Annotated in this window: 16 protein-coding genes, 1 pseudogene and 2 CRISPR repeat arrays; of the genes and pseudogenes, 6 read left to right on the top strand and 11 right to left on the bottom strand. The window is 51.5% G+C overall.

All coding sequences use genetic code 11. The annotated features are described in order from the left end of the window. The first annotated feature begins 13 nt into the window (after positions 1-13). Positions 14-1,666, top strand: coding sequence for a hypothetical protein (locus tag L855_RS06735; RefSeq protein ID WP_219729884.1), 1,653 nt, complete (start codon positions 14-16; stop codon positions 1,664-1,666). Between the two features lie 46 nt (positions 1,667-1,712). Further along, positions 1,713-3,557 (top strand): hypothetical protein, encoded by a 1,845-nt coding sequence (locus L855_RS06730; RefSeq protein ID WP_159785840.1) that lies wholly within the window; start codon positions 1,713-1,715, stop codon positions 3,555-3,557. On the opposite strand, the gene L855_RS06725 is transcribed toward L855_RS06730, so the two are convergent. The 5 genes and pseudogenes from L855_RS06725 to L855_RS06705 all read right to left on the bottom strand — a co-directional run. Beyond that, positions 3,526-3,948, bottom strand: coding sequence for a type II toxin-antitoxin system death-on-curing family toxin (locus L855_RS06725; protein WP_246198753.1), 423 nt, complete (start codon positions 3,946-3,948; stop codon positions 3,526-3,528). The two genes, L855_RS06730 and L855_RS06725, sit on opposite strands and share 32 nt — an antisense overlap. After that, positions 3,935-4,138, bottom strand: a complete 204-nt coding sequence (locus L855_RS06720) for a DUF2281 domain-containing protein (protein WP_159785838.1) — start codon at positions 4,136-4,138, stop codon at positions 3,935-3,937. The genes L855_RS06725 and L855_RS06720 overlap by 14 nt, the downstream gene beginning before the upstream one ends. Positions 4,139-4,243: 105 nt before the next feature. Next, positions 4,244-4,597, bottom strand: a complete 354-nt coding sequence (locus tag L855_RS06715) for a hypothetical protein (protein WP_159785835.1) — start codon at positions 4,595-4,597, stop codon at positions 4,244-4,246. A gap of 190 nt (positions 4,598-4,787) precedes the next feature. Beyond that, a complete protein-coding gene (locus L855_RS06710) occupies positions 4,788-5,009 on the bottom strand; it encodes a hypothetical protein (RefSeq protein WP_159785832.1) in 222 nt (73 codons plus the stop codon). 2 nt (positions 5,010-5,011) lie between these two features. Continuing rightward, positions 5,012-5,131, bottom strand: a pseudogene (locus tag L855_RS06705) (type II toxin-antitoxin system HigB family toxin); the annotation flags it as partial. A 67-nt stretch (positions 5,132-5,198) separates the two neighbouring features. Between L855_RS06705 and cas1 (L855_RS06700) the strand changes: the two are divergent. The 3 genes from cas1 (L855_RS06700) to L855_RS06690 are packed head-to-tail and all read left to right on the top strand — an operon-like array spanning position 5,199 to position 6,374. After that, positions 5,199-5,747: a CRISPR-associated endonuclease Cas1 gene (gene cas1 / locus L855_RS06700; protein WP_246198752.1), complete on the top strand. Its 549-nt coding sequence runs from the start codon at positions 5,199-5,201 to the stop codon at positions 5,745-5,747. Positions 5,748-5,767: 20 nt separating this feature from the next. Next, positions 5,768-6,052: a CRISPR-associated endonuclease Cas2 gene (gene cas2, locus L855_RS06695; protein WP_087711859.1), complete on the top strand. Its 285-nt coding sequence runs from the start codon at positions 5,768-5,770 to the stop codon at positions 6,050-6,052. Continuing rightward, positions 6,030-6,374 carry a helix-turn-helix domain-containing protein gene (locus L855_RS06690; protein ID WP_246198751.1) on the top strand — a complete coding sequence of 115 codons (345 nt, stop codon included), beginning with the start codon at positions 6,030-6,032 and terminating at the stop codon, positions 6,372-6,374. Before cas2 ends, L855_RS06690 begins: the two co-directional genes overlap by 23 nt. A 399-nt stretch (positions 6,375-6,773) precedes the next feature. Then, a CRISPR array of direct repeats spans positions 6,774-8,744; the repeat unit is 35 nt; unit sequence CTCCCCGTTTCTTCGGAAACGGAATGAATGGAAAC. A 93-nt stretch (positions 8,745-8,837) separates the two neighbouring features. Here L855_RS06690 and L855_RS21105 read toward each other — a convergent pair. From L855_RS21105 to L855_RS06675, 3 genes are read right to left on the bottom strand one after another with little or no spacing between them, the layout of a single operon-like run. Next, on the bottom strand, positions 8,838-9,005 hold the full coding sequence (locus tag L855_RS21105; protein WP_192925006.1) for a hypothetical protein: 168 nt from the start codon (positions 9,003-9,005) through the stop codon (positions 8,838-8,840). Between the two features lie 34 nt (positions 9,006-9,039). After that, a complete protein-coding gene (locus L855_RS06680) occupies positions 9,040-10,386 on the bottom strand; it encodes an IS200/IS605 family accessory protein TnpB-related protein (protein WP_192925005.1) in 1,347 nt (448 codons plus the stop codon). Further along, positions 10,311-13,850 (bottom strand): helix-turn-helix domain-containing protein, encoded by a 3,540-nt coding sequence (locus tag L855_RS06675; protein ID WP_159785826.1) that lies wholly within the window; start codon positions 13,848-13,850, stop codon positions 10,311-10,313. The genes L855_RS06680 and L855_RS06675 overlap by 76 nt, the downstream gene beginning before the upstream one ends. 178 nt (positions 13,851-14,028) lie before the next feature. Here L855_RS06675 and cas1 (L855_RS06670) point away from each other — a divergent pair, with 178 nt between their 5' ends. Further along, positions 14,029-15,036 carry a CRISPR-associated endonuclease Cas1 gene (gene cas1, locus L855_RS06670; protein WP_159785823.1) on the top strand — a complete coding sequence of 336 codons (1,008 nt, stop codon included), beginning with the start codon at positions 14,029-14,031 and terminating at the stop codon, positions 15,034-15,036. A gap of 284 nt (positions 15,037-15,320) precedes the next feature. After that, positions 15,321-17,189: direct repeats of the CRISPR family, unit length 35 nt; unit sequence CTCACCGCTTCTTCGGAAGCGGAATTAATGGAAAC. A gap of 668 nt (positions 17,190-17,857) precedes the next feature. On the opposite strand, the gene L855_RS06665 is transcribed toward cas1 (L855_RS06670), so the two are convergent. From L855_RS06665 to L855_RS06655, 3 genes are all read right to left on the bottom strand, one after another. Further along, positions 17,858-18,571: a Uma2 family endonuclease gene (locus L855_RS06665; RefSeq protein WP_159785820.1), complete on the bottom strand. Its 714-nt coding sequence runs from the start codon at positions 18,569-18,571 to the stop codon at positions 17,858-17,860. Between the two features lie 122 nt (positions 18,572-18,693). After that, on the bottom strand, positions 18,694-20,907 hold the full coding sequence (locus L855_RS06660; RefSeq protein ID WP_159785817.1) for a phosphoketolase family protein: 2,214 nt from the start codon (positions 20,905-20,907) through the stop codon (positions 18,694-18,696). Between the two features lie 88 nt (positions 20,908-20,995). Continuing rightward, positions 20,996-21,370, bottom strand: coding sequence for a YidH family protein (locus tag L855_RS06655; RefSeq protein ID WP_159785814.1), 375 nt, complete (start codon positions 21,368-21,370; stop codon positions 20,996-20,998). Positions 21,371-21,372 lie beyond the last annotated feature (2 nt).

Below are 21,372 nucleotides of genomic sequence, written 5' to 3'. Positions count from 1 at the left end.
TTTAAAACCGATTATGGATGCTGACCGAGTTCCCCTAGCCTTTCGCGCCCAAATTGAAGGACGCTGTCAAGTTCAACGCATTAATCCCGACCTAAAAGGAGACGATGCCGCCCATAATCAAGCCTATATTTGGGTGAAAGAGTGGTTGCGGGGCGCATTACAAGACGCTCCTGAGTTCCCGGAAGGGGTCAAAACCAAGGAGTATGAAATTAGCTGGCGCTTTGTCACCAATAGTGGCCAGGATGATAGCATTATTCGCCCGGTAATTAGTGGTACGGGTTGCCCGTTTTATCCCGGTTCGAGTATGAAAGGGGCCTTTCGGCGCGCCTGTAAGTCGGTGTTTCCCCAGCGCATTCTCCAGTATTGCGGTGGTGAGGTGGTGGTTGATGGAACACGACAGACTCAACCGGGGATTCTCCGCTTTCATGGGGCCTATCCTGTTAATCATTGGAAAGATAAAAGCGACCTTGTCGATTTGGTTCACCCCCAGCAAAATTGGCAGGTGGAGGAACAGGCGGCCCACAGTGCCTTTTTTATGATGTCGCTGTTTCAGCCGACGTTACGATTCGGGATTTCGAGTAATCAACCGCTCTCTGAGACGGAGTGGGCCGAAATTTGGCAGGTTTGGGAAACAGCCTTGGGGTATGGGATTGGCTCTCGCGTCAGTGCGGGATATGGTCATGTGATGGACTCGACAGTCCCCCGGTTACTCAGCATCCGCCTACGGGGAGAGGGACTGATATCGCGGCGAGTCAATGGTGATGGTGAATTTCGCCCTAATTTGTTTAAGGCGGCGTTACGAGGTCACACGTTGCGGCTGCTGGGTGGCGTTACGACGGCGGAAATCGCTCAAACCATCACAAAACGCCTTTGGGGTGGGTTTGCGGGGCGTGACGGCTCTGTGATGGGCGAGTTGGGGGTTGCGTTTCGGTGCGATCGCCGCCAACTTGACGAAGGACCTCAATGGTTTACACTCCATGAGGGTCAGTTAGACATTCTACTCCTCAATGTCCGAGATGAGGAACGTCGTCAGCGGTTGAGAACCTTCGTGATTCGCCTCATTAAGTTTTCGATGATGCTAGGAGGGTTTGGTAAGTCTTGGCGACGGGCCAGCCATCGCCGCTTCTTCTCAAAGAAAAAAGATTACCGACGAGATATTGGCTGTCACTGGGAGTTTTTAGGACGGGAACTGGGTTTGTATCAACCCTTCCGTAATCTCGACGATATTCGCCGCTACTTTGTACGGGGGCTGTATCAGTCAATGCAAGATTGGGTCATGCAAGATGAGGGACAACGGCTCGATGTTCGTGGTGCAAATTGGCGCGAGGCTTGGCATCCTGACCGGATTCAGGTTTGGGCGCGATTTGATGATGATATGGAGGATGCTATTAGCACTGCGTTGGATTGGTTTCACCAAGAGCAGGATTCTCTCTCCCATCGCAGCATTAAACAAACGCATTTGACGGGTAAACTTAACCAAGTCGGGCGAATGTGGCAGCGGATGTATCCTTGGTATGTTAAACGAGATGGACGGTTAATCTGGCGGGGGTTTATCGAGTTCGTAACAATTTTTCCTGACTTAAATGCAACTGGAGATAACTTGGCAATACAACAAGATTTTTTACAATTTCTTGATGAAGTCAGTGAGTTTGATCGTGTTTGGTAAACTATAAATTCTCGCAATTCAGCTATAAATTATTACCGTAAAAACTATGACAACACAAAAAAACAGCCTCTTAATCGCCAACATTGGCACCTCTGATCTCACAGTTCAGATACCCTCAATTTCTGACTATTTGCCGGTGGGATTTGCACGGGATGAACCGAATTTAACTAAAACAGTTCGAGATCTCAGTGAGACTCGTCAGACCAATTGGAATCAGCGTCAAAAACTGATTTGTGAAACTATCTGCTCGGAACTTGAGGTTCCCTTTGATGATAGGTATCGCTTTTCGTTTCGAGAGCTTACGCACCATCTATTTTTGGCTTACGAGAACAACCCAAAACTTTGGAGCAATCGCATTCGTCCGGGTCGTTTCTGGGGAATCGCCAAAACAGCGGTTGAACACTTCAAGGTTGAGCGTATTTACTGCTTTGTCACTGACCAAACGCCACCGCATCGAGATGATACCATTTATTTGTTTGAAATTCTCAAAAAATGGCTGGAAGAAACCCTAACAAATTGTCCTAAAATCGAGAAAGTTGTTATTCCTAAAGAGGTATCTGCGGTTGACCAAGATGCGTTATTTGATGTGTACTACCGTTTTTTGAATCGGGAGTGCGATCGCCATCTCACAACTCTCATCAGCATCAAAGGGGGAACGCCGCAAATGCAAACTGCATTACGAGTTCAAACCATTTCCTCTCAAATTGAAACGCAAATTTACCTGGAACCTGAACTTCAGGCGAGACTCATTTTAGAGGGGGAACCCTCTCCTTGTCGCCGTGTTTCCTATTGGCGGTATCAACGCACTATGAAATATCAAACCGTGAAGCAACTGCTGCAACGATGGGATTTTGATGGAGCGCGAGTGGTATTATCAGATTGGAAAGAAACGTTAGCCACCCTAGAAACCTCACAAACTGAGAATCGTGAGGCGTTGAACGCTAGTCGGGAATTGGTGGATGTGAATGTTCGTGCGTTGGGAACAGCGGTGGCGTTGATGAATTTGGATATACGGGGTGCGAAACAGGAACATGACAATCGTTTAGATAGTATTTCTGAGTTGGCGAATCAGTACAGCTATCCGCAAAATTCCCTGTATCGTTTGCTCAATCTTCACACCCAATGCTGCATTTTATGGGAACTCGATCGCATTGCTGAGTTTTTAATTCGTATTGGATTGTTTTACGAGGAAATAATTCACGATTTAGTCCGACAACTCGACCCCAAAAATGGACATTTTTATTTTAATCGTGTTAAACATCCTGATGATTGGTATCTCAAAACAGATGAAGTCGTTAAAAATCCGGAACTTGCCCATTGGTTTTATCAGCTAGAGAGTGGGATGGGAAAGTCTAGTTTGGTGGGGAACATCAAAAAACAAAACTGTTTAGTAAATGAGTCTTGGCAAAAGCCACTCAGAGGATTATTCAAGTTACCCGGTCGCCACACAAAACGCAATTTCTTACAGGCGTTGATTGAACTTCAAAGAGATGTGACTCAAGAAAAGGCGGCTGGAAAAATGATAGCATCGATGCAAGCTTTAGATTATTGGTGTGTTAAACGCAATCAGATTATTCATGGTGCAAAGGGAATTTCTAAGTCTCGCTTAATGGAAGTCTTGCAAGAGGATCGTCAGCTAGGATGCCGTCAGCAGTCGATGAACGCGGATATCCAAGCGACGATTGGTGTGGCCTGTCAGCCGGATGAGATTTGCGATCGCATGACTCAAATTATCACCAGTGCCTTCGCCGTTGTCAACTCAGCCTTACCGGAACCCAGCCTCGTCGCGTTACCGGAGGGAAACACCATCGCCAGTGTGTCTGAGCCGTTTTATCTCTATTCGGATATTCGGGAATGGGTTAGCGATCGCCTGGATCGCGATGTACAATAACAGAGGGTTTAAGTTGTTCAACAACGCCAGATTTGCTTAATTTTCCTTCAGCGATCAACATGACTAGCTCGTAGGATTGCTCGTTCGTGAGTTCTAAAGTGTACTGGTTGAGTCGTAGAAACGTATCCATAACGGCCAAAGACGTTCGTTTGTTGCCATCAATAAATGAATGATTCATGATAAAATGGAAAAGATATGCAGCAGCCTGTTCTGAAATTGTGGGATGCAGTAATTTTCCATAAAAACTCGCTTTAGGTTGTGCTAAGGCTGAATCGAGTAATCCTTCATCTCGTAAGCCATGACGACCACCAAACTTCTCAATTTGGCGGTTGTGAATTGCCAGAACTAGGGGTTTTTCTATAAACTGGGGAGTCAAGTCAGGAGTTAGCAAGGCGACGATACACCTCTTCTCGTTCTTGTTCAGACTTTAAATAGGCTTGCCATGCTGCGCTAGTGTTCATATCTGTCTCATTTTGACCCGTTGGCGGTTCCAAGTGAACACTGACGAACTCTAATACTTTCGCTAACTCAGGTTCGGATAACTGCTCGATTTTCTCAAGTAATTTGTCTTTGACTGTCATGGTAATTGACCCCAATCCCTAACTTAACCCAACTTACACTAAACGTTACTCAACCCGATAACAATTAAAAACCCAGTTTCGAGCTGAAACTGGGTTGACGGACTTCTAATCCTCGATTTCTGGGTCGTCTTCCTTGCCATCAGCGCAGTCTTCACTGTCTTCTTGGCAGTTATTGTCGTTCTCGTCCTCTTCAGCCCTTTCGTCTTCTTGGCAGTCGCCGCCGTCAGAGCAGCTGCTGTCTTCCTCGTTGTCTTGCTCGTCTTCTTCATCCTTCTTGCGATTGGATAACTGATCGAGCCAGTTACGGAGGGTGCGATCATCTGCGACCGAGACGACAACCGATCCAAGCTTCTGGACAGCAGCACCGACATCTGGAGGCAGGTCAACGATCCCCGCAACCTGACAAGCCGCAATCACGGCGAGTTTGAAAGCTAGTCCATTGTGCAGTGGGTTAGCCATGACGGAATCCTCATTGTCTTGCGAGCCGTTAGCCTGGTGGCGAGATACGAACTCGCTGGCAGCCAAGCCGACAAAATAACTCCGTCTCGCTGAGGGAAACTCCTTTCTGGCTGTCTTCAGTATGGCAAATTCAATCCTAGTTTGTCAACTTTGTCAGAGTGATTTTATCCCCCTGACCCCTGAAGCCCCATCAATCTTGAAGTTCGGGGACTTGATGCGTTTCATGATTTTCAATTAAAATGCCAATGATCTCCATCAATGAAGCAAGGGGATGGTGTTCATTCTCCCCAACTTCATCAATGAGTTTATCCAGCCAATCCACCAGGTATTGATACCTGGCTTCATCACGGGGGATAACCAACTGATTTGCCAGAGGTTGCCACATTTTTTGAGTTTCATCAATGCTTAACATTGTTACTCTTTCCATTTTCCTAGATTATACTCTGCGTGAGTGAGGACTGCCCGAATGTAAAGCTTTTGTCGATTATAATGAATTGCGGCGATTAGCCGGATTTTGTTGCCACCAATATTAAAAACCGTGAGATTGTCAACTTAATCGGCACTGGGAAACCATCTCCCCCTGGCGGATTCGGTAGAAGCGTTGCTGGGGTATGAGGGGAAAGGCGCATCGGTGTATTTTCGCGGCTTCGGGTCTCTGTTGAAGACGGAGTTTCAGTTTACGAAACGTAGTAAGCGTCCGCCGCAAGACCCGGCCAATAGTCTGATGAGTTTGGGCTATACCCTGCTGAGTTACAACCTCTATGCCTTTGTTGAAGCCATTGGCTTGCACTCCCATTTCGGCAATCTGCACGTGACGTTAGACCATCGCCCGGGGTTGGTCTGCGATTTGATGGAGGAATTCCGATCGCCCCTGGTGGACTCCTTTGTGGCCTATCTGATCAATTCCTCAGTCCTGCAACCGGATGACTTCACACCGCCAGATGAGCGCGGTGGGGTCTATCTACATCCTGATGCGTTGCGGAAGTTCGTCAAGCATTGGGAGAACAAGCTGCAAACGGAGATGACCCATCTGACGACGGGATATCGCGTTACCTATCGTCGTTGTCTGGAACTTCAGGTTCGGGAGTATTTGGCCTGTTTGTCGGGAGATGTGGAGGCGTATCGTCCCATGTTGCGCCCGATTAAGTGATGGAAACGGGAGGTGGACCGATGGAACGGCTTTATTTGATTTGTTACGACATTGTGGCGGATTCCCGACGAAATCGGGTGGCGAAGTTGCTGTTGCGCTATGGGTTGCGGGTTCAGAAGTCGGTGTTTGAATGTGTGTTGACTCCCAAGCAACAGGAACAACTGCTGAGGGGGTTGGACCGCATTATTGCACCCCGAGAAGACCAGGTGCGTTTTTATGCCATTTCTGGTCGTTCTCGGGAAACGGCGCTCATTTTGGGGGTTCAACCGGATTGGTCGATTGATGATGACGTGTTTATTGTTTGAGGGGGGCGCTTTGGTGAAACAACCGAGAGAGATTGGCATCCGGGAACGTCGGTTGATTCGCGCTTACTGTGATTGTAGTTGGCGTATGAGTCCCCAGGCGTTCTATTTCAAGTGGTCGGTGACGCAGGAGGAGTTGGCTGAGATTTGTCAGCGTTCTCAATCCACGGTTCGCCGTTGGTTTAAGCAGGGACGGTATCATCATCCGCCGACGGACAATGATTTGTTGCATTTGGCGTTGCTGGATTTTTTGCTGGAGGAGTTCGAGACGTTACCGCCGTCGGTGCGCGATCGCATTTGTCCGGAGTTGTCTAGGTCACAATGACCTGTTTTTTGTTGGAGTCTCTTTCTATGCTGGTTTCCAGATTCATCCTTGGGTGAGTCATCGCTTCTGCGGAAGCGGAATGAATGGAAACCCCATTATCACGCGATCGTTCTGATACCGATCTGCTGTCCCCGGTTCGGCTTGCAACTGGGGACTTTTTTTATTTGTATAATTTGAACTGATGTTTTGCTGTCAAATGATAAGCGTCCACGGGGGTCAGGCGATGGCTGAAACCCCTATTATCTCGTGGAGTGCCACATATTTCTTGCTATATCTGGGTTTACGGGGGGTGAGATGGCCAGTTATTGGGTCTACTTCTCAATTGTGCGAGGTCTGTCTTGACCCCCCCGGATCGATGGGGTTAGAATGTGAGCGTGGAGCGGGTTCTATGAGCCTGCCCTCCCCGTTTCTTCGGAAACGGAATGAATGGAAACACGTTGACCCAAACTGCCCACTGCTCCAACTGCTCCTCCCCGTTTCTTCGGAAACGGAATGAATGGAAACAAGGTTCCGTGGGGTTTTGACATTGGGAATTATAAGCTCCCCGTTTCTTCGGAAACGGAATGAATGGAAACAGTATCTTGATAAACCACCTCACCATTTAAGGTGAGTTCTCCCCGTTTCTTCGGAAACGGAATGAATGGAAACAAAACTTTTTGAGAAGCTTTAAGAACGGTTCCTAAACTCCCCGTTTCTTCGGAAACGGAATGAATGGAAACGAGATTTGGGGAATCGAACCCCTCTCGGTTGTGTATACGACCCTCCCCGTTTCTTCGGAAACGGAATGAATGGAAACTCTGCTAGATCTAATGCTTGGGGTGTGCTTTCGCTTCTCCCCGTTTCTTCGGAAACGGAATGAATGGAAACTCGCAAGTCACATCTTGATCCTGTGAGTCTCGCACACTCCCCGTTTCTTCGGAAACGGAATGAATGGAAACATTCACCCTTGTGAGCTGCACTCGGTGGGAGCCGAATCTCCCCGTTTCTTCGGAAACGGAATGAATGGAAACCTGATGTCGTAGGTCCCCTCCTTCTCGTTGATTATTACTCCCCGTTTCTTCGGAAACGGAATGAATGGAAACTGGGCAAAGAGGGGCTGGGAATGCCACGAATGATGGCAACTCCCCGTTTCTTCGGAAACGGAATGAATGGAAACGAAAAGAAAAAGAATCTACTTCCTCTACTTCTTAATGCTCCCCGTTTCTTCGGAAACGGAATGAATGGAAACAGTAAGAGAGATATTAAAGAAGCTTCCGAGGCACGCTCCCCGTTTCTTCGGAAACGGAATGAATGGAAACTTCAGTGGTATTGTCGTGGTCCACCTCTATGCTATTTTCCTCCCCGTTTCTTCGGAAACGGAATGAATGGAAACAATGCTTTCGTTACCCAAGCATGTTTCGATTCGACTTAAATCTCCCCGTTTCTTCGGAAACGGAATGAATGGAAACTTCACAATTGTTCGCTACAGCTTGAGAAGGGTTAACTCCCCGTTTCTTCGGAAACGGAATGAATGGAAACTCCGTTGCCTTGTTCGGTAAAGCACAAACGTTGAGCTCTCCCCGTTTCTTCGGAAACGGAATGAATGGAAACACTAGCAGTCACCAGCACAGAGCGGTTGCGGGACATGCTCCCCGTTTCTTCGGAAACGGAATGAATGGAAACACTCTAACCAAGTTTTAACATCCCAACGGAAACCGTCTCCCCGTTTCTTCGGAAACGGAATGAATGGAAACTAAACTCATCTATAATTACATACCAGCCGGAGCCCTGTCTCCCCGTTTCTTCGGAAACGGAATGAATGGAAACACTTGTAGTAACGCGGGTGATTTTTATTAGTCACTTGAGCTCCCCGTTTCTTCGGAAACGGAATGAATGGAAACGGGTGAAGTTAGGGTTTACCCACTCTCCTCCTTCGCTCCCCGTTTCTTCGGAAACGGAATGAATGGAAACGGGTGAAGTTAGGGTTTACCCACTCTCCTCCTTCGCTCCCCGTTTCTTCGGAAACGGAATGAATGGAAACGGGTGAAGTTAGGGTTTACCCACTCTCCTCCTTCGCTCCCCGTTTCTTCGGAAACGGAATGAATGGAAACGGGTGAAGTTAGGGTTTACCCACTCTCCTCCTTCGCTCCCCGTTTCTTCGGAAACGGAATGAATGGAAACGGGTGAAGTTAGGGTTTACCCACTCTCCTCCTTCGCTCCCCGTTTCTTCGGAAACGGAATGAATGGAAACGGGTGAAGTTAGGGTTTACCCACTCTCCTCCTTCGCTCCCCGTTTCTTCGGAAACGGAATGAATGGAAACGGGTGAAGTTAGGGTTTACCCACTCTCCTCCTTCGCTCCCCGTTTCTTCGGAAACGGAATGAATGGAAACGCCCGATTTGGTAAAACCAAATCGGGCGTTTCCTATTTGAATAGCCTCAAAAATCCTAAAGCTTTCCGCAGTGTCTTAACCCAAGCTAACCCCTTACAAACCCCGCTCCCGGAGGATACGTGCCTTCACCAGATCGGGCGTTTCCGAAAAATCCAGCAACGCATCCAATAACTCCGACGACACCCCGCGTTCCTTCGCAACCGCCACTACCAACGCCACCTGATTTGCAACAGCAAGCGGCGACTCAGAAATGAAGCTCACCCCACCTGCCTTGGGCGAGGTGGGGGTGTCGGTGCTAACCTGAGACGGTATGAGTCCACAGGTCACACAAACAAGCCCAGCTTCTAGGCGAACGCCGAGAACGTTGGCTCGAACGTTCCTCACTGTCCTTTCGGCGAGTGAGCTGAAGAATACCTCGGGCAGCAATATTAAGCGCCCCATTAAGGTCTGCATTGTATCGCTTGCCCGAGGAAAATTTAGCCAGAGCATAGTTTTTGGAGTCGCGCCGCACGACGCCACTGCCGTCATAAGCCAGCTTTGAAGTATAGGCAGCCACGACATCAATGACCTGACCGCCTATCTCTTGCCACTTCATCTCCGTCAAGTCCCGAATCATCCCCTTGAGCCATCCATGAAAGCGTTGGCGCAGGTTAGAGCGTTTGCGTCCTCCCTTAGCTTTCCACCCTTTCAGGTTCTCAAAGATAATGGCATCGGCATTGAACTGTTGGGCAATCTGCACAATACGCTTGGAGACAATCTGCCCAATTTGGCGGTTGATATTACGGCATTTGCGGTAGGTATGAGAGCAGAACCCTTTCTGGAGGCTTCCACCATGTCCCATGGTCTGACTCGCTCGTTTAGATACTGATTTCAGTCGTTTATCCCGACAGTCTATGTCTCTCCCCGGGTGAATAAACTCCCGATAGGTTACAGTGCCGTCAAAATTCACGACTGCCACGGTAGCGGTGGTATTGATACCCAGGTCAACACTGACGACTCTACATTCTCCCTCCCGTTGAGGTGGATGACACTCAAACGGAACTGAGAGATGACAGGCCCGTTTCTGCTCATTAACAATGAGGGCGGGTGACCGTAGCTTGTTGCTATCTACGGTATGCCGTTCTCGTAGGCTGCTTATCCCAACGGTCGTCCAGACCCAATCGGTTCCGTTAAAGACCTTAATTTCGATGTGGCTGTAGCCATGCAGCTTATAGCATTGACCTTTGTACAGGGTCGGATAACAGCCACTGTTGGGATTGAGGATTGGAGGTTTAGCATCCCGACGTTGACGAGTTCCCGATTGCCATTCCCGATATCGGGTCATGTAGCTACTGACTTGGCCAGCAGCAAAGACAATGGCGGCCCGTCGGTAGTAGCTAGGGAACTTGTAAAAGGTTTGGTCAAATTGCCGGTATTTGGGGTTAGGGTTCTTGGCGGTTTGGTGAATGAGTTTTTCGACGGCTAGAACCCGTTTTTGACTGGATAACCCCCCTAGAGATGGCCAATGGGTTAAGAGAATCCCCATCAAATGCCGACAGACGCGACGATAGATCTCAACCGTCTGGCTCAGCAGCACTTGCTGGCTGGCTGTCGGGTTAAGATTCCATAGGTCTGTACGGATGATTGATGTGATTCGTGCCATAACGGTATGATACCCCAAGGCTTGTTAGCTCGGCGGCTCCTTGACCCCCACCTGCCGTTCGGCGAGGTGGGGGAATGCGTCGCTATTTTGTTCAAACAGTCCTCAAGCACTAACCGTCTCAAAAAATCCGGGTCGTATTTTCCCAACTGCACCAACAATCCCGTCATCACCGTGCGATCCACTTTCCGCTTAATATCCACCACCTCAAACAAACGCCGCGTCCGCACCTGTAACGGCAACACCCAGGAGGAGTGTTCCTGCATCGCCAAACGATTGAGAGCCAAAAACGCCGCACCGGCTACCGGATTCAGCAAAGCCGGTGTCTCCACCAGGCGATCGACTCTCTCCCAAACCACCTCAGCCACCGCCAACTCCACCCGCTCACCCTGCTGCTGCGATCGATAAACCAGCGTTTCGAGCAACTGAAACAGCACCTGATAGACTTCCGGCCGCTCCTCATCCCGCACACAGCGAACCAACTCCAACACCTCCCCCTGAGTGCCATAGCCCGCCCTCAGCCCCTCAACCGCCGCTGCTAGGAGATTCTGCCGCACCCCCACCAGAGGCGACGCCAATCCTAACGCCAGGGACAACAGAGCCATTCCTCGCCGTTCTGCCACCGCCAACACCGCCCAGGATGCCGTCAGTGCCACCTCTCGGGATGGGTCTTCACAGGCGGCTAACAGACGCGGCAACGCCCCCTCATCCTCAGCTTCGGGTCCCTTCTCCGCCAAGGCGCGATCGCCCTTCACCCGCAACAGACGCGCCTCTTTCAACTCCAACTGCCCCAACCAGGGCCTCACCGCCTCGGGTACAATCTCCAGCTTCTTCAACACGCGCCTTAGCAACTTCTCCGGTAACGTCGGCAGCACTCCCATCAAGAGCTGTCCCCAGCGATCGCCCAAACTCGTCGTCTCCCCAACCAGGCGATCGCAGGCCGGAATCAACTCAAAGGGGCGATCGCCCAAGCGTGGCGCAATCCACACCAACATCAGCAACTTCACTCCCGCATGACAACCGGTCAGTTGCGCCAACAGTCCCGCCACACTCGACAAGCGACTCTCCTGGATATCCGCCACCGTCCACTGACGCATCGCCGCCGCCACCGCTTCCCCCCCGCCGAACTCAATGGCATACTCCAAGGCCAAAATGGCCCGTCGGGGATTACCCCGTTCCGCCAACACCAACGCCAGCAATTCCCGCAACCGCGCCCCATCGGCCACAGACGCCTTCCCCAGCGCCCCCGCCACCGACTCCATCCAACGTTCAGGAATCGCAGCAGCCAACACTTCCCGCCAACACCTACCAAAGGGCGTATCTCCCTGGTGCAACAGGGCCGGAAAGGTCAGGGTCAACAGGTTCACCGCCGCCTCTCGTTCCTCAAAGGAGTTACTTGGCGGTTGCGCCGTCGCCATCACCACAAACGCCACCCGGGCCGCATCAGGAGTATCCGGGAGAGCGTACAATTCCCAGACCCGACTGCGCCCACTGGACCCGAGTTCAACATACCAGCGCCGCAACACCGCCAAACTGTCATCGTCGAGGCGGCCATATCCCTGCTGGCGTACTCCCGCCTCGAAGGCACTGAGGAACTGTCCAAAGAGGTTCAAGCGGGCATTTTCATTGTCCTGAAACTGGGTTTGAATCGCCCAAAAGAGGCGATCGAGCTGTTCCCCTTGGTCGTCTCCTAGCCTCAACCACCAAAAACTACAGAGTTCTACCGCTTTGTTGGCAAACGCCGTTTCCACATTTTCCAACACGCTCAACACCAAGCGCCAGGCGACCTCAGCCCGCTCCACCGGGGCAGAGTTGGCCACCACTAACAAGGTTTCGCGATAGGTTCCATCCTGGGTTTTAGCCCAATCCGCTAAACCAGCCAGGATGCTGCTGGTTTCTGGTTCCCGACGGGCGATCGCCGCCAGGGCCAAAGCCCGAAATGACAGGAGTTCTGCCCGAGGCAGCAGGGTACTGAGGCGCTGAAACTCGCCAAAAGAGACTAGAACTAGCAATTGGCGAAAAATCGTCCAGAGATAGTAAGGAAGCCGCTCCTGTGACGCCATACGCGCGATCGCCCCTTGCATTTTTCGCTCCCCCTCTGCCGTCTGGGTCAGCCAGCGAGCGATCGCATATTCCAAAAAGGTTTGGTGGAAAAAGGCAATGCGTCCGTTGCCGATATCCTTGAGAACCCCATCACTACGAAGGGCGCGATAGGCATTGCTGGCCATGTCCTCCAAGTCCAGGTCTGTATCATAGAGAAAATCCCGTAGGCGATCGCGGGACTGGCCATATAGCTGTCCCGCCAATGTCAAACAGAGCTTGACTTTGAGGCGACCGAGTTGGGGTTCGTGGTGGCGCGAGCGGGCAATGCGCCAATTCCAATAGGTATCGTAGAGTTGACTGACTGTTAAATCTTCAGGAACTCGCCCCAAGTCCGCAAACAAATCGCAGGACAAGGCCAACATCAAAGGATTGCTGACGATTTCCCGCAGGGAGGCGCGATCAGCCGACAGGGCCAACAGGTTATCAGCAAAGGCCTCTCGCTGTTGCTCAGTCTCGTAACCCTCTTGAGTCGCCAAAAACGAATTCACCGCCAGCCGCACCTCTGACTCGGTAAACTCAGGAACTGTACAGCCCCCACAAACCGCATCACGAATCCCCGCAAAGCTCTCGTGATAGGGTTCAAAGAAATCTCGATAATCGCGATCGCGGCAGGTAAACACGACCGTCACCCCTCGTTCGAGCCAGCGCGTCAACCCTTGGCGAAATACGGGAACCAACTCTGGCGAGAGAATCAGATCCAAAGTGTCCAGGAGGAGGATCCCTGGCCCCTTCAACCGTTCCACTACCTCCGTCAGCGCCTGGCGGCGATCGCTCAATCGTTGGCCAAACTCCTCCTCAAAGGTTTCCGCCGTCTCAATCAGGTCATCACATCGCGCCAACGCCACCCACTCCTGGGGCTGGGCCTTGTCGAGGAGGCGATCGTACAGCATTCCCAGCAGGGTACTTTTACCATATCCCGCTGCCCCCAAAATCGGAATAATACGCCGTTTGCCTTGACGCAAACCCCGCCTAATCTCTTCCATGCAGCGCTGTTCCAGGGCATCCCGTCGAATCGGTTGCAACAGATAGGGATGTAACGCCGCTCTGGCTCGATTGGAGTTGCGTTGGACAGTCTCTAGGAGATGATGGGGTGAATCGGTCTGGGTCTGTTCATCGTTGAAAATATCTGACAGATCCACCTCATCGGGCATTTGCGCGATGTCTTCCCACTCCAGGCCCAAGGCTTCGCAGATTTCCCCAAAAATACGGCGATCGACCGGAATTCCGTTAAAAAAATGATTAACCGTTGAGTAGGCGATGTTGAGTTCCTTGGCAAAGGCGCGCTGACTGAGATTGCGACCTTGGAGTCGAGCCATGGCCGCCCGTCGTCCTGTGGCGGAGATGCTGAGCGATCGCTTGGACATACCCTTGGCAGGTTGATTAGCAAGTTGATTAGCAAGATTAGCTGTTGTCAATGTTGTACCACAGCCCGCCCTAGTCAACCTGTGACGAGTTATTCCCAAAAACTCAAATCACAACTCAAATCAGCCAGTCGAAGCTAGGAACTATCTGTCACTCCCGGCGATTCCGTCGCCGTTCACTATGACGATTCCACTTTACGTCGCTGAACAAGGAACCTATCTCAGCCTCAAACAGCAGCAGTTGCAAGTTTGGCAAGGAGACAACCTCCTCACCTCGCTTCCCCTACAACGCTTGAGCCACATTGTCGTGTTTGGTCGCTGTACCCTCTCCCATGCTGTGGTCAATCGGGTCTTGCAACAGCAGATTCCAGTGATGTTTCTCACCCAGTCCGGGCGCTATTGTGGGCGTTTGTCTGCCGAGGGCCTCCCGGATATTGAACGCCTGGTGGCCCAGGTAGAGCGATCGCGCGATCGTCAGTTCGTCCTCACTCAAGCGCGGCAAATTGTCTCGGGAAAACTTCACAATTGCCGTGTTTTACTGCAACGGTTGAACCGGTCTCGTCGTGATGCTGAGATTCGCGTTTGTATCGCGCAATTGAAGGACTGGCGCGATCGGGCTTTGGAATCCCCTAGCCTCGAAGGTTTGCTAGGTTGCGAAGGCCAGGGAACTCGCATCTATTTTCAGGGCTTAGGACGTTGCATTCAGCCACCCTTCGCCTTCTCAGTCCGCCGCCGCCGTCCCCCCACGGACCCTGTGAATGCACTTCTGAGTCTAGGCTACACACTCCTTTATCAAACCGTCTTTTCCCTCGTTCGCGCCGTGGGCCTACATCCCCACTTCGGCAATCTCCATGTTCCCAGTTCCCGCTATGCCAGTTTAGTCTCCGATTTGGTGGAGGAATTTCGCGCCCCCTTGGTGGATTCGGTGGTGGTGTCTTTGCTGAATCGAGGGGGAGTGCAACCCGACGACTTTTTCCCCGCTGACGTACGCGGTGCGGTGTATCTCCGTCCGGCGGGGTTGAAGCGTTTTTTGAGCGCTTGGCAACAGCGGTTACAAACCTCCGTGACTCATCCCCAAGTGGGTGAGCCGATTTTGTATGTGCGGGCGATCGAGGTTCAGGTGTGGGATTATGTGGCTTGTTTGGTGGGGGAGCGATCAGTCTACTGTCCGTTTGTTTGGAAAGTTTGAGGGTTAAAATTGAGGGGGGTGGTATTGACAGAAGGGATGGCTTTAGCCGTGACATTAGCTAAGCTTATTTTTTATCCTCAATCGATAACCGTCCGTGGGGGTCAGGCGATGGCTGAAACCCCTATTCTGTCGTGGAGTGCCACATATGTCTTGCAACATCTGGGGTTACGGGGGGTCAGACAGTTGGCTATTGCACCTCATTCTCAATTGCGTGGGGTCTTTCTTGACCCCCCCGGATCGATGGGGTTACAATCGGGGCGTGGAGCGGGTTCTATGAGCCTGCCCTCACCGCTTCTTCGGAAGCGGAATTAATGGAAACTTGCAAGAAGAGGGTATAACATTCTTCTTGTTCGCAGTCTCACCGCTTCTTCGGAAGCGGAATTAATGGAAACAATTCTGGACCTACCACAACGGAGTACTGATACTCCTCCTCACCGCTTCTTCGGAAGCGGAATTAATGGAAACATTGCGCTTGATCCGAAGAGGATGCCATTTACGAGGCTCACCGCTTCTTCGGAAGCGGAATTAATGGAAACAAGAATCTACTTCCTAATATGTTATAGAGCAAGCTCACCGCTTCTTCGGAAGCGGAATTAATGGAAACTTCGTTTAAGGAATCCGAGGCATCCAGTGCCTGAGAAAAGGTCTCACCGCTTCTTCGGAAGCGGAATTAATGGAAACTCTCTCCTCGGTCGCCTTGGGTAGGCGGAACTCCAAAGTCTCACCGCTTCTTCGGAAGCGGAATTAATGGAAACTTGAGGGCTGGGGAGCTACGAACGGTGCGGACTCGCTCACCGCTTCTTCGGAAGCGGAATTAATGGAAACGCTCTCATCGTCTTCCTCGCAATCTGGTTCTCCCCTCACCGCTTCTTCGGAAGCGGAATTAATGGAAACGAGTACCTGAATAGGCTCAGGGTCTTTTTGTGCGACGAGCTCACCGCTTCTTCGGAAGCGGAATTAATGGAAACGAGCGCTTCCGATGATGGAAGTACGAGCACCCGACAACTCACCGCTTCTTCGGAAGCGGAATTAATGGAAACCCCTGGCATGTGCTTCCAAAAGCTGGGACTAATTACAGCTCACCGCTTCTTCGGAAGCGGAATTAATGGAAACAAGGCGTCTAGGCCTTGGAGGTTCGTAAGGCCTGCAGCTAAGCTCACCGCTTCTTCGGAAGCGGAATTAATGGAAACCTCCCAAGAATCGACGTTCTACACGATAGACACGAATGCTCACCGCTTCTTCGGAAGCGGAATTAATGGAAACAAACTGCCCATCGAGTCTCGTGGGCCTGAGCTACAACTCTCACCGCTTCTTCGGAAGCGGAATTAATGGAAACCCGACAGAGAGACCGACAGAGACACCGAGACTGATATTTTTCAACTCACCGCTTCTTCGGAAGCGGAATTAATGGAAACTTGAATTTCGACTGACAACCAGCTCTCAGCTTCATCTCACCGCTTCTTCGGAAGCGGAATTAATGGAAACCTCTAAGCCAAAACTTGATTTTCAAGCTCGGCTAGAAATCTCACCGCTTCTTCGGAAGCGGAATTAATGGAAACCCGGAGGGGTTGCGTGGCTCTGCATAGTAAGTAATTACCGCTCACCGCTTCTTCGGAAGCGGAATTAATGGAAACCCTGGAATTTCCTCTAGGGAAGAAACTCCGAAATGTTGCAGGCTCACCGCTTCTTCGGAAGCGGAATTAATGGAAACCTAAGTTGTTTAGGGTGTGTTCGCATTGATAGAAGTCTCACCGCTTCTTCGGAAGCGGAATTAATGGAAACATTAAGACGTTGTGCACGACGATCTGCTTCGCAGGCAGCTCACCGCTTCTTCGGAAGCGGAATTAATGGAAACCCGTTGCACGGCATCGGTGGTCGTCCATAATACGAGAAGTCTCACCGCTTCTTCGGAAGCGGAATTAATGGAAACCTTTTTGGAGAGTCTTTTGGCTCAAGTAAGACGCAATTCTCACCGCTTCTTCGGAAGCGGAATTAATGGAAACATCTTCGAGACTTTCTCCCCATCCGACAACGTAGGCATCAACTCACCGCTTCTTCGGAAGCGGAATTAATGGAAACTTTCGCCGTCTCGACGTTCTCGAGACCAGGACCAGACTACTCACCGCTTCTTCGGAAGCGGAATTAATGGAAACAAAAGTGCGATTCGTTCGCTGGCTAATACATAACCAGCGGGGAGAAACCAACCTAAAACGTTGGCTCCTAACTGACTCTTTGATGCAAGTGAAAGTCTTGTCCTGTAAGAGACACAGTGACTCCCAACCTGGCCACACCGACTGAACTCGGAATTTCAGAGAGTGAAGCTGGCAACTAGTCTGCAATCAGAGCCAAAGCAGATAGGCACACTGGCGGTAAAGGGGAGACAGAACGGGTAAACTGGTTCTATAAAAGCGTCCTATCCATAAGTGGTAATCTGACCAAAAAAATACCAACTTCGACCGCGTAACCCTCACGGCATTTATTTTGTGATAGCCGTTATCTCTGAGGAGCGGTCGGGCGAAATGAACCGCCCTAACCTGTCAAAACAATCGAGAGTCGGAACGAATAAAAACGCTGACTGAGTTCAGGGAAAAGGTCGAACCTCTGATAGGCTGGTACCGTAGGGGCGAAAAATCCCCTCCTGGGAGGGGCTGGGGTGGGTTCCCCTACAATCTGGGATTCCATGCAACAAATCCCACTCGATATCCTGAACAGCCATCAAGACTCTGAGGGGTTGACTGATTGGCCCCAAAGCCAGAGACCGGGTTTCTTGGAGAAACTCGGTCTCTTAATGGGATGGGCGGGTTATTCTTTTGCTAATCAATTAGAGTTGTTCTGGGTCAATTCCCAATTCCTCCAGCTTAGCCCTCAGTTTGGCATTGATTTGACGTTCACGCTCCGCCCGCAGACGCTCACGTTCCGCCGCCTCTTCCGGCGTAGGAACCAGAGTTCCCTGGGGAGTAAAAAAGCGTAAACGCTCCTCATGCACCCCTAAATATAACCCCAACTGCTGACTCCAACGCCATCCCGACTCATTCGCTTCGAGAGGATGATAGAGACCATCGAGTAAATGAAACCCTTGAAACTCCAAACTTTGAGGGTCGAACCAAAAATAATCCGGGGTTCTAAAAATATCCTGATAAATCTGTTTCTTGAGTCCGCGATCGCCGTTTGCGGTGCTGTCCGATAAAAGTTCAATAATCAGATTAGGATATTTCCCATTTTCCTCCCAAACCACCCAACTGCGGCGAGGCTGGTTGGACGTATCACGCACCACAAAGAAATCGGGACCTCGGAACAATTCCGATTTCAACTGACGGGGACTATAGTACACCGTGAGATTCCCCGCACAGAAATAATCCTGACGGTCTCTCCAAACCCAGTTAAGACAACTGATCAAAAGCAGGAGTTGTTGAAGATGTAGAGAACTTTCCAAGGGAGGCTCATCACTGGGGAGGTCACTGGGAGGAAACACAATCTCGTCAGCCGAAACCGTATCAGCAGCCGTCTGCGACAAGTCAGAGAGGGAAGCAGACATCACAGTGAGGGAAAAATGAACTGCTCTGAGTCTAACATAGCCCCCACCAGACGCCGCCAACCCCGTCCCTCCCAGACGGGTGAGTGGAGATACCCCCAACTCACCCGAGAGTGACCTGAACCTTAACCCAGCAACTCCGCAGCCCGTTTGGCCAAATTCTCCGAGGTAATGCCATTAATGGCCATCACCGCCGCCGCACTGGCTGCCGTGTCACCCCGTTTCCAGGCAAACACATCCCGAGGGCAATGACTGCGTAACATCACCGGTTCCAACATGGCACTAGACCCGCCTGTGACCGCCAACAGGGCATCGCCGTCAAACATTTCGGCAAAACTGGCATCATCGACGAAACCGCCATCCTTCTGACTCGACATCTCCCAAGCCACATCGGAGGAGCGATAGAGACGGCGGGGACTCACCACCGCCACAATTTTGCTGCCAATGCCTTGCTCTTGCAACTGTTGGGCCGCTTCAACCACCGGCAACAGGACCATATCCCCCAACACCGCAAAGACTACCGTTTTCTCGCCGGGAGTCTCTTGCAAGACCACCGCCCCATCCTGCAACGCTTGACGGGTTTGGGCGAAGCTGGTGCGAATCGGGAGGGGGGACTTACTGGCGGTAATGGTAATCCCTTTATTCTTCTGTCCCAACGCCCACTCATAACAGGCTTGAATACTGTTGGCATCCACGGGGAAGAGGGGGAACACATTGCCATTGCGCATCATGGCGGCAAAATAGTTTTCAATCTCAGGCCGTTGGTGCGTCCAGCCATTACGTCCCTGTTCCAAGGCCCCCGCCGTAAACAGGGTAATCGTGGCTGGGGTGGGACGGCGCAATTCTGCCATGGCTTGGGTCACCGTTTGCCAAATGGGGAGACCATTCACCACAAAGGACTCATAGGAACACCACAGGGTCCGTCCGCCAAATAGGGCTTGTCCGGCGGCTAAGCCAGCACAAGCGTCTTCGCTGAGGGGTTCATAGACTTGACCGCCCGGCTTTTGAAAATAGGTGTCGTCGGGGGTGGGGTGAATAATGTTGAGGGCAATATTGATATTGTTAATCCCCGAGGCCGCATTTCCGTCGGCATTGGTGACGACAAAATCGGGGTCCTGTTTACCCACATAGCCGACGAGTTCTCCCATGGCGGTGGTGGCCACCTGTTTATCGCCGCCGACGGGAAACTCATTCAGGGGCAGGGTTCCTAAATCGGGCAAGTCCCGTTCAAACTCGGTGACGACGGTTTTGGACGCAGCCCCACCGCCGGCCCGTTCGTAGTTAGTCCGCACTAATTGCCAGGCTTCGGGGGTCAGGGCCCGGGCTTGCAGGGCGTTGGCGATATAGTCTTTTTCGACGGTATCTCCGGGATAGAGGTTATGGGATTGGGCGCCGCGTTTGTGAACGCCGGCCCCTTTGAGTTGTTTGACAATCAACACCGTCAGGGTTCCGTTGAGGGCGGACTGGGCGGCGTTGTGGACGGCTTGGAGTAGGGCTTGGGTGAACTCTAGGCGTTTCTCTAGGGAGAATTGGGTGCTGTCGACGTAATCGCCGGGCTGGTTGGCATCGTCGTAGTCTTTGGCGTCGATGAGGATAATCTCTTGGAAGCCGTTGCCGGACCAATACTCCCGCATTTCGGTGTTGGTTTTGGTGGAGACCATGCTGTGGTGTTCTTGGCTATAGCCGTTCCAAACCAAAATGGGTAGAAAGTTGGTGACGTTGGGGTAGGCGGTGTTGAAGTGACCGAAGCTACTCATCACGTAGGGTTCGCCGATACCGCCGTCGCCGATGGTAACGGGGAAGAGAACCCCGGGGTTGAGTTTAGCGCCGGCCATGGCGAAATGTTGCCCTTGTCCCAGGGGACCGGCGGGGTTGAGGAGGCCGGGGATTTGCCCGGAGAGGTGACCCAGGAGGCCGTGGGTTTCCCGGAAGCGATCGCGCAGTTGTTGGACGGTGCTGATGCCCATGTCTTCCAGGGAGCGATCGAGGAAGACGTTACTGTAAAATCCGGGGGCGTGGTGTCCGACTTCGGTAATGATGTTTTTGTAGCCCAACATGACCAGGGCGGCGATCGCATCGGAAATACTGGCAAAGCCACCAGGATGACCGGAGGCTTTACTGGAGGTCACTTGTAGGGTCAAATAGCGCAGGGCATCGGCGGCGAGCAGGGTTTGATAGGCGGCGGCTTTGTCGCTGAGGTCAGCAATGGCCGTTGCACCTTCGGCAATAGCGGGCTGGCTGCCGTAGGTCTCCCAACCGGGGAGACTCTCAGCAAAAAAATGAATACCTTGACAAAATTCCGGGGCTGTAGTAGGAGCGGATGGAGTAGCTGCGGTCATAGGGAAATGCTTATGTCTAAAATTCGGCTATGTTAAAAGACATTTTACCGGTTTTGGTAACTTTAACAACAGAAAAGTTGTTAAACCATTAGCGCGAAAGATTAAAAATCCCGTGAATTAAAACAATCCCCACCGCCGTTAGGATGACACTCATGATGAGAATCCACCATTTCTGGGGGTGGTAGGTGTTTAGCTCGATCGCCCGCCGGATGTCAAAATAGTTCTTGGTTGCGATCGCCACCATCAGCAATCCTAATAAACAAGCTATCAGTCCCAACAGCCAACTTTGACGCACCCCCAACATCCCCTCGGGGAGAATCTCATCAATGCGGGCCAGCACAATCCCCAACCCCATCAACCCCAAGGCAGTTCGCATCCAAGCCAGATAGGTGCGTTCGTTGGCCAGATGATCTCGGGTTCGTGAGGAGGACTTGGGGGAAGGGGATTTGGGATCTGAGGTCATCG

This window comes from Sodalinema gerasimenkoae IPPAS B-353, from assembly GCF_009846485.1.
Taxonomy (GTDB): domain Bacteria; phylum Cyanobacteriota; class Cyanobacteriia; order Cyanobacteriales; family Geitlerinemataceae; genus Sodalinema; species Sodalinema gerasimenkoae.
The sequence above is the reverse complement of the archived record's forward strand: the minus strand, read 5'-3'. Positions and strand labels throughout refer to the sequence as shown.

Coding starts and splice junctions, on each gene's coding strand:
- L855_RS06715 (WP_159785835.1), bottom strand. CDS start 4,597: ATGGCTAACCCACTGCACAATGGACTAGCTTTCAAACTCGCCGTGATT.
- L855_RS06735 (WP_219729884.1), top strand. CDS start 14: ATGGATGCTGACCGAGTTCCCCTAGCCTTTCGCGCCCAAATTGAAGGA.
- L855_RS06680 (WP_192925005.1), bottom strand. CDS start 10,386: ATGGCACGAATCACATCAATCATCCGTACAGACCTATGGAATCTTAAC.
- L855_RS06660 (WP_159785817.1), bottom strand. CDS start 20,907: ATGACCGCAGCTACTCCATCCGCTCCTACTACAGCCCCGGAATTTTGT.
- cas2 (WP_087711859.1), top strand. CDS start 5,768: ATGGAACGGCTTTATTTGATTTGTTACGACATTGTGGCGGATTCCCGA.
- cas1 (WP_159785823.1), top strand. CDS start 14,029: ATGACGATTCCACTTTACGTCGCTGAACAAGGAACCTATCTCAGCCTC.
- L855_RS06730 (WP_159785840.1), top strand. CDS start 1,713: ATGACAACACAAAAAAACAGCCTCTTAATCGCCAACATTGGCACCTCT.
- L855_RS06655 (WP_159785814.1), bottom strand. CDS start 21,370: ATGACCTCAGATCCCAAATCCCCTTCCCCCAAGTCCTCCTCACGAACC.
- L855_RS06720 (WP_159785838.1), bottom strand. CDS start 4,138: ATGACAGTCAAAGACAAATTACTTGAGAAAATCGAGCAGTTATCCGAA.
- L855_RS06690 (WP_246198751.1), top strand. CDS start 6,030: ATGATGACGTGTTTATTGTTTGAGGGGGGCGCTTTGGTGAAACAACCG.
- L855_RS06710 (WP_159785832.1), bottom strand. CDS start 5,009: ATGTTAAGCATTGATGAAACTCAAAAAATGTGGCAACCTCTGGCAAAT.
- L855_RS06665 (WP_159785820.1), bottom strand. CDS start 18,571: ATGTCTGCTTCCCTCTCTGACTTGTCGCAGACGGCTGCTGATACGGTT.
- L855_RS06675 (WP_159785826.1), bottom strand. CDS start 13,850: ATGTCCAAGCGATCGCTCAGCATCTCCGCCACAGGACGACGGGCGGCC.